Annotated in this window: 1 protein-coding gene and 1 pseudogene; both read right to left on the minus strand. The window is 69.8% G+C overall.

Annotated features, from left to right (window positions below):
* Positions 1–5,621: type I polyketide synthase (locus ABZS61_RS34580; RefSeq protein ID WP_356430430.1), on the minus strand; the 5,621-nt coding region annotated here is incomplete at its 3' end.
* A 24-nt stretch (positions 5,622–5,645) separates the two neighbouring features.
* Positions 5,646–5,729: pseudogene (locus ABZS61_RS34585) on the minus strand (KR domain-containing protein); the annotation flags it as partial.
* Positions 5,730–5,732 lie beyond the last annotated feature (3 nt).

Consider the following 5,732-nt stretch of genomic DNA (forward strand, 5'->3'; position numbering starts at 1 on the left):
TGTGCGGCCAGGTGCAGTGCGACGAGGGAGGAGGAGCAGGCTGTGTCGACGGTGACGGCGGGGCCTTCGAGGCCGAAGGCGTAGGAGACCCTGCCCGACATGACGCTGGTTGCGTTGCCGGTCAGCAGGTGACCCTCGGCTCCTTGTGGCATTTGTGTCCCGGTGCCGTATCCGGATGCGGTGCCGCCCACGAACACGCCGGTCGAGGATCCGCGCAGTCTGGCGGGGTCGAGGGCTGCCGACTCGAATGCTTCCCATGCTGTTTCGAGGAGGAGGCGCTGTTGGGGGTCCATGGCGAGGGCTTCGCGGGGGCTGATCCCGAACAGGTCGGCGTCGAACTCGCCCGCATCTTCGAGGAAGGCGCCCCATCCGGCGATCGAGGCGGGCCAGCCGCGGTCGGTGGGGAAGGGCCCGACCGCATCGCCCGCGCTTTCCACCAGGTCCCACAGGGACTGGGGGGAGGTGACGCCGCCGGGGAAGCGGCAGGCCATCCCCACGATCGCGACCGGTTCATCGGAGCCGATCGCCGTTGCCACCGGCCGTGTCGGCGACGATGCGCCGGGTTCGGTCCCCGAGAGTTCGGCCAAGAGGAACTCTGCCAGTACGAGAGGGGTGGGGTGGTCGAAAACCAGCGTGGAGGGAAGCCGCAGACCTGTGACGGACTGCAGGCGGTTACGTACTTCCACGGCCATCAGGGAGTCGAAGCCCAGGTCACGGAAGGCGCGGCCGGCGTCCACCGATTCTGCGCTCGTATGCCCGAGGACCGCCGCCGCGTGGGTGCGCACCACGTCGAAGACCAGTTGGCGGCGCTGTCCGGCGGGTATCCCGTCGAGCTGGCGTCGCAGAACGGCCGACGCGGCGTCCTCGTCCGGCGACACCGGTGTGTCCGGAGTGGAGGTGGCTTCCGGGAGTTCGGCGAGGAGTCGGCTCGGGCGGATCACGGTGAACGAGGCAGCGAACGCTGCCCAGTCGATGTCGGCGACGGTAAGTCCCGATTCCCCGTTGTCGACGGCCGAGGCGAGTGTGCGTACGGCGAGTTCAGGGTTCATCGGTGACATGCCGCGTCGGCGCAGGAGCTGCTGGGTGTCGCCCTGGACGGCCATTCCCGCGCCGGCCCAGGGACCCCACGCCACCGACGTCGCGGGCAGGCCGCGCTCGCGGCGGTGTTGTGCCCAGGCGTCGAGGAACGCGTTCGCTGCCGCATAGGCGCCCTGGCCCGCACCACCCCAAACGGCAGCGCCGGAGGAGAACACCAGGAACAGGTCCAGGGGCAGGCCGGAGGTCAGCTCGTCCAGGTGCACGACGCCGTCGATCTTCGCACCGATGATCACGGCCGTCGTGTCCCGGTCGGCTGCTTCCAGCAGTTGTGCGTCCCCGACACCTGCGGCGTGCACGACACCGGTAAGCGGCCACTGCTCGGGAACATCAGCGATCACTCCGGCCAGGGCGTCCCGGTCGGTCACGTCACACGCGGCGACCGTCACGCGGGCACCCAGCTCCGACAGTTCCTCGACCAGACCCTCCGGAGCGACACCCCCGCGGCTGGTCAGTATCAGGTGCGGCACGCCCCGGCCGGCCAGCCAGCGGGCCGCCTCTACACCCAGCGCACCGGTACCGCCCGTGACCAGTACCGTCCCCGAAGGACCCCAGACCGTTTCCGGCACAACGGCCGGCACCGCACGTGCCAGCCTGCGCCCGTACACACCGGACCCACGCACGGCGACCTGGTCCTCACCACCGTCGGCCGTCAGGACACCGACCAGCCGGGCGCCCGCTCGGGCGTCGAGGGTCTCGGGCAGGTCGATCATGCCGCCCCAGCGCTGCGGGAACTCCAGGGCCGCGACCCGGCCCAGACCCCACACCGCAGCCTGCACCGGATCGACCACCCGGTCCGAAGCACCCACAGCAACCGCACCCCGCGTCGCCACCCACAACGGCGCGTCAACCCCCGCATCACCCAGTGCCTGCAACAGCACCGTCACGCAAGTGAGTTCGTCCGCGACCACACCGCCACGGGCAGGCAGACCGGCCGAAGCCGACCCCGCCACCAGCACCACACCACGCACATCCCCGACCTCGGCAAGCCGCCCGGCCACAGCCGCACGGTCCGACAGTGCGTCCACCGGCAGGCCCACAACTGCGCCACCCGCACCCGTCAACGCCCCGGCCACATCACCGTCTTCAGGCCCAACCACCAGCCAGGTGCCGGTGGGCAGGGTGGTGACAGGTGCAGTTTCCAAGGGCTTCCATGTCACTTGGTAGCGCCAGGTGTCGATGACGGAGCGCTGCAGTCGCTCCCGGCGCCACGACGCCAGCGCCGGAACCACCGACCCCAGCAGTTCCGGGGCCTCCGACAACTGCAACGTGCCCGCGAGCTCGTCGAGATCACCACGCTCCACGGCATCCCAGAACCGGGACTCGACCGCATCCACCACCCCGGCACCCTGGACAGACGGAGACGGCCCGTCCAGCCAGTACCGCTCATGCTGGAACGCATAGGTGGGAAGCGGGACGTGGCGGCCGGTGAGCACCGTGGTCCAGTCGACGTCGACGCCGGCTGCCCATGCCTCGCCGAGGGAAGCCAGGACACGCCGCATCCCGCCCTCGCCACGCCGCAGCGTGCCCAGCACCACCGCCTCCACACCTGCCGCGTCGACGGTCTCCTCCACACCCACCGTCAACACCGGATGGGCGCTGACCTCGATGAACGTGCGCATGCCCTGCCCCAGCAGGGACCGGACCGCGGTCTCGAACTCCACCGTCGAACGAAGATTGTCGAACCAGTACCCGGCATCCAGACCGCCCTCGACAAGGCCACCGGTCAGCGTGGACAACATCGGAACCGTGCCGACAGCCGGGGACAGCCCGGCCAGATCCGCAAGAATCCGCTCCCGCAGCTCCTCCATCCGCGGTGAATGAGACGCGTAGTCCACCGGAATCCGGCGTGTGCGAATACCACGCTGATCGCACTCCGCCATGAACGCGTCGAGCGCCTCGTCATCACCAGAGACCACCGTTGAGGACGGACCGTTCACCGCCGCCACCGACACCCGGTCCGACACCAGGTCCTCGACCGTCTCCCGCCCGACGGCGACCGACACCATGCCCCCGCCGCCGGCCACGGCCACCAGCGCCTTCGACCGCAGCGCCACCACCCGTGCCGCGTCATCCAACGACAACCAACCCGCCACACACGCCGCAGCGATCTCACCCTGCGAATGACCCACCACCGCGGACGGCACCACACTCGCCGAACGCCACACCTCCGCCAGAGCCACCATCACCGCCCACAACACCGGCTGAATCACGTCCACCCGGTCCACATCACCGTCATGCAGAACAACGTCGGTCAGCGACCAGTCGACGAACGGGGCCAGTGCCGTCTCACACTCGGACAGCCGCTCCCGGAACACCGGCGACGTGTCCCACAACTCCCGTGCCATGCCCACCCACTGCGAGCCCTGACCCGGGAACACGAACACCACACCACCAGAAACCACGGTGGCCGACGCGGCTGTGGGCAGGGCGGCCAGCAGCTCCTCCCGGCTCTCGCCGACCACCACCGCGCGATGCTCCAGCGCCGCACGCGTCGTCGCCAGCGACCACCCCACATCCACCGGATCCAGGTCCGGAGCATTCGCTACATACGCTCCGAGCCGCTCCACCTGCGCCCGCAGCGCCGCCTCGGACTTCGCCGACACCACCCACGCCGACACACCCGCAACGGGAGCAGCCGGAACGGGAGCCTGGGCCGGAGTTCCGGCCGGCGCCTGCTCCAGAATCACGTGCGCGTTCGTGCCACTGATCCCGAACGACGACACACCGGACCGGCGCGGACGGTCAATCTCAGGCCACGCCCGGGCCTCCGTCAGCAACTCCACCGCACCCGCCGACCAGTCCACCTCCGGCGACGGCTCATCCACATGCAACGTCGCCGGCAACACACCGTGCCGCAACGCCATCACCATCTTGATCACACCCGCGACACCCGCAGCCGCCTGCGTATGCCCGATGTTCGACTTCACCGACCCCAGCCACAACGGCTCGTCGGAGTCGCCCCGCTCCTGGCCGTACGTCGCCAGCAACGCCTGCGCCTCGATCGGATCACCCAGACGCGTCCCCGTCCCGTGCGCCTCCACCACATCGACGTCCGCGCCGGTCAGCCGGGCATTCGCCAACGCCTGACGGATCACCCGCTGCTGCGACGGACCGTTCGGCGCCGTCAGACCATTCGACGCACCGTCCTGGTTCACCGCACTGCCACGCACCACCGCGAGCACCTGATGCCCGTTACGCTCCGCGTCCGACAACCGCTCCAGGAGCAGCAGGCCGACGCCTTCGCCCCAGGCCGTTCCGTCGGCCGCCGCGGCGAACGCCTTGCACCGCCCGTCACCGGCCAGCCCGTCCTGCCGGTCGAACTCCGCGATCATGCCCGGCGTGACCATCACCGTCACTGCGCCGGCCAGTGCGAGCTCGCACTCACCGCCCCGCAGCGCCTGGGTGGCCAGGTGGAGTGCCACCAGCGACGACGAACACGCCGTGTCCACGGTGACTGCCGGGCCCTCCAGCCCGAAGGTGTAGGCGATGCGGCCGGAGATCACACTGGTCGTGCTACCGGTCACCTGGTGCCCATCGGCGCCTTCCGGCAGCCGCGCGTTCACGCCGTACCCCGAAGAGGCGGCACCGGCGAACACGCCTACGCTACGGCCCCGCAGCGACCGAGGATCCATCCCCGCGGTCTCGAAGGTCTCCCAGGCCGACTCGAGCACCAGCCGCTGCTGCGGGTCCATGGCGACGGCCTCACGCGGCGAGATGCCGAAGAGTTCGGCGTCGAAGCCGTCCATGTCATGGATGAATCCGCCCACGCCGGCGGCTCGGCTCGTCAGGTCCGTGGGCCAACCGCGATCCGTCGGGAACGGTGACATGCCGTCCACTCCGTCGGCGACCAGGTCCCACAATTGCTCCGGTGACGTGACCCCGCCGGGGAACCGACAGGCCATGCCCACGATCGCGATCGGTTCGTCGGTACCCGTCACGGTGAGTTGCCGCGTCGGTTGCACGGCCGTGTCCGACGCACCGAAGAACTGCGTCAGCAGATGGTCGCTGAGGACAGTCGGATTCGGATAGTCGAACACCAGCGCAACGGGCAGTCGCAGGCCGGTGTCCGCCGTCAGTCGGTTGCGGAGTTCCACCGCGGTGAGTGAGTCGAAGCCCAGGTCCTTGAACGCCTGCCGCTCACCGATCGCGTCGGCCGAAGCATGCCCCAGCACGGTCGCCGCGCTGCCGCGCACCAACTCCAGCAGCATCGGCAACCGCCGGCCCTCGGGAACCGACCGCAGCCGCTGCACCAGCGCCAGACCGGCACCGGACGCCTGCGCAACCCCACGCCGCACCCGGCCCGACACCAGACCACGCAACAACGCCGGAACCTCCCCGGCCGCCCGCACCGCCGCCAGATCCAGACCGACCGGCACCAACTGCGCCTCCGCACGACCCAGCGCAAGATCGAACAACGACAACGCCTGCTCCGTCGCCAGCCCCCGGGCCAGCCGACCCTGCAGATGACCGGTCATCCCGCTGGCCTGCTGCCACATGTCCCAAGCCAGAGACAGACCGGGCAAGCCCTCCCTACGGCGACGGACGGCAAGAGCGTCAAGGTAAGCATTGGCAGCCGAGTAGTTACCCTGCCCCGGAGTACCGAACGTCGCCGACGCCGAGGAATACAGCACGAA

Origin of the sequence: Streptomyces sp. NPDC005566 (assembly GCF_040605575.1) — a bacterium.
GTDB lineage: Bacteria > Actinomycetota > Actinomycetes > Streptomycetales > Streptomycetaceae > Streptomyces.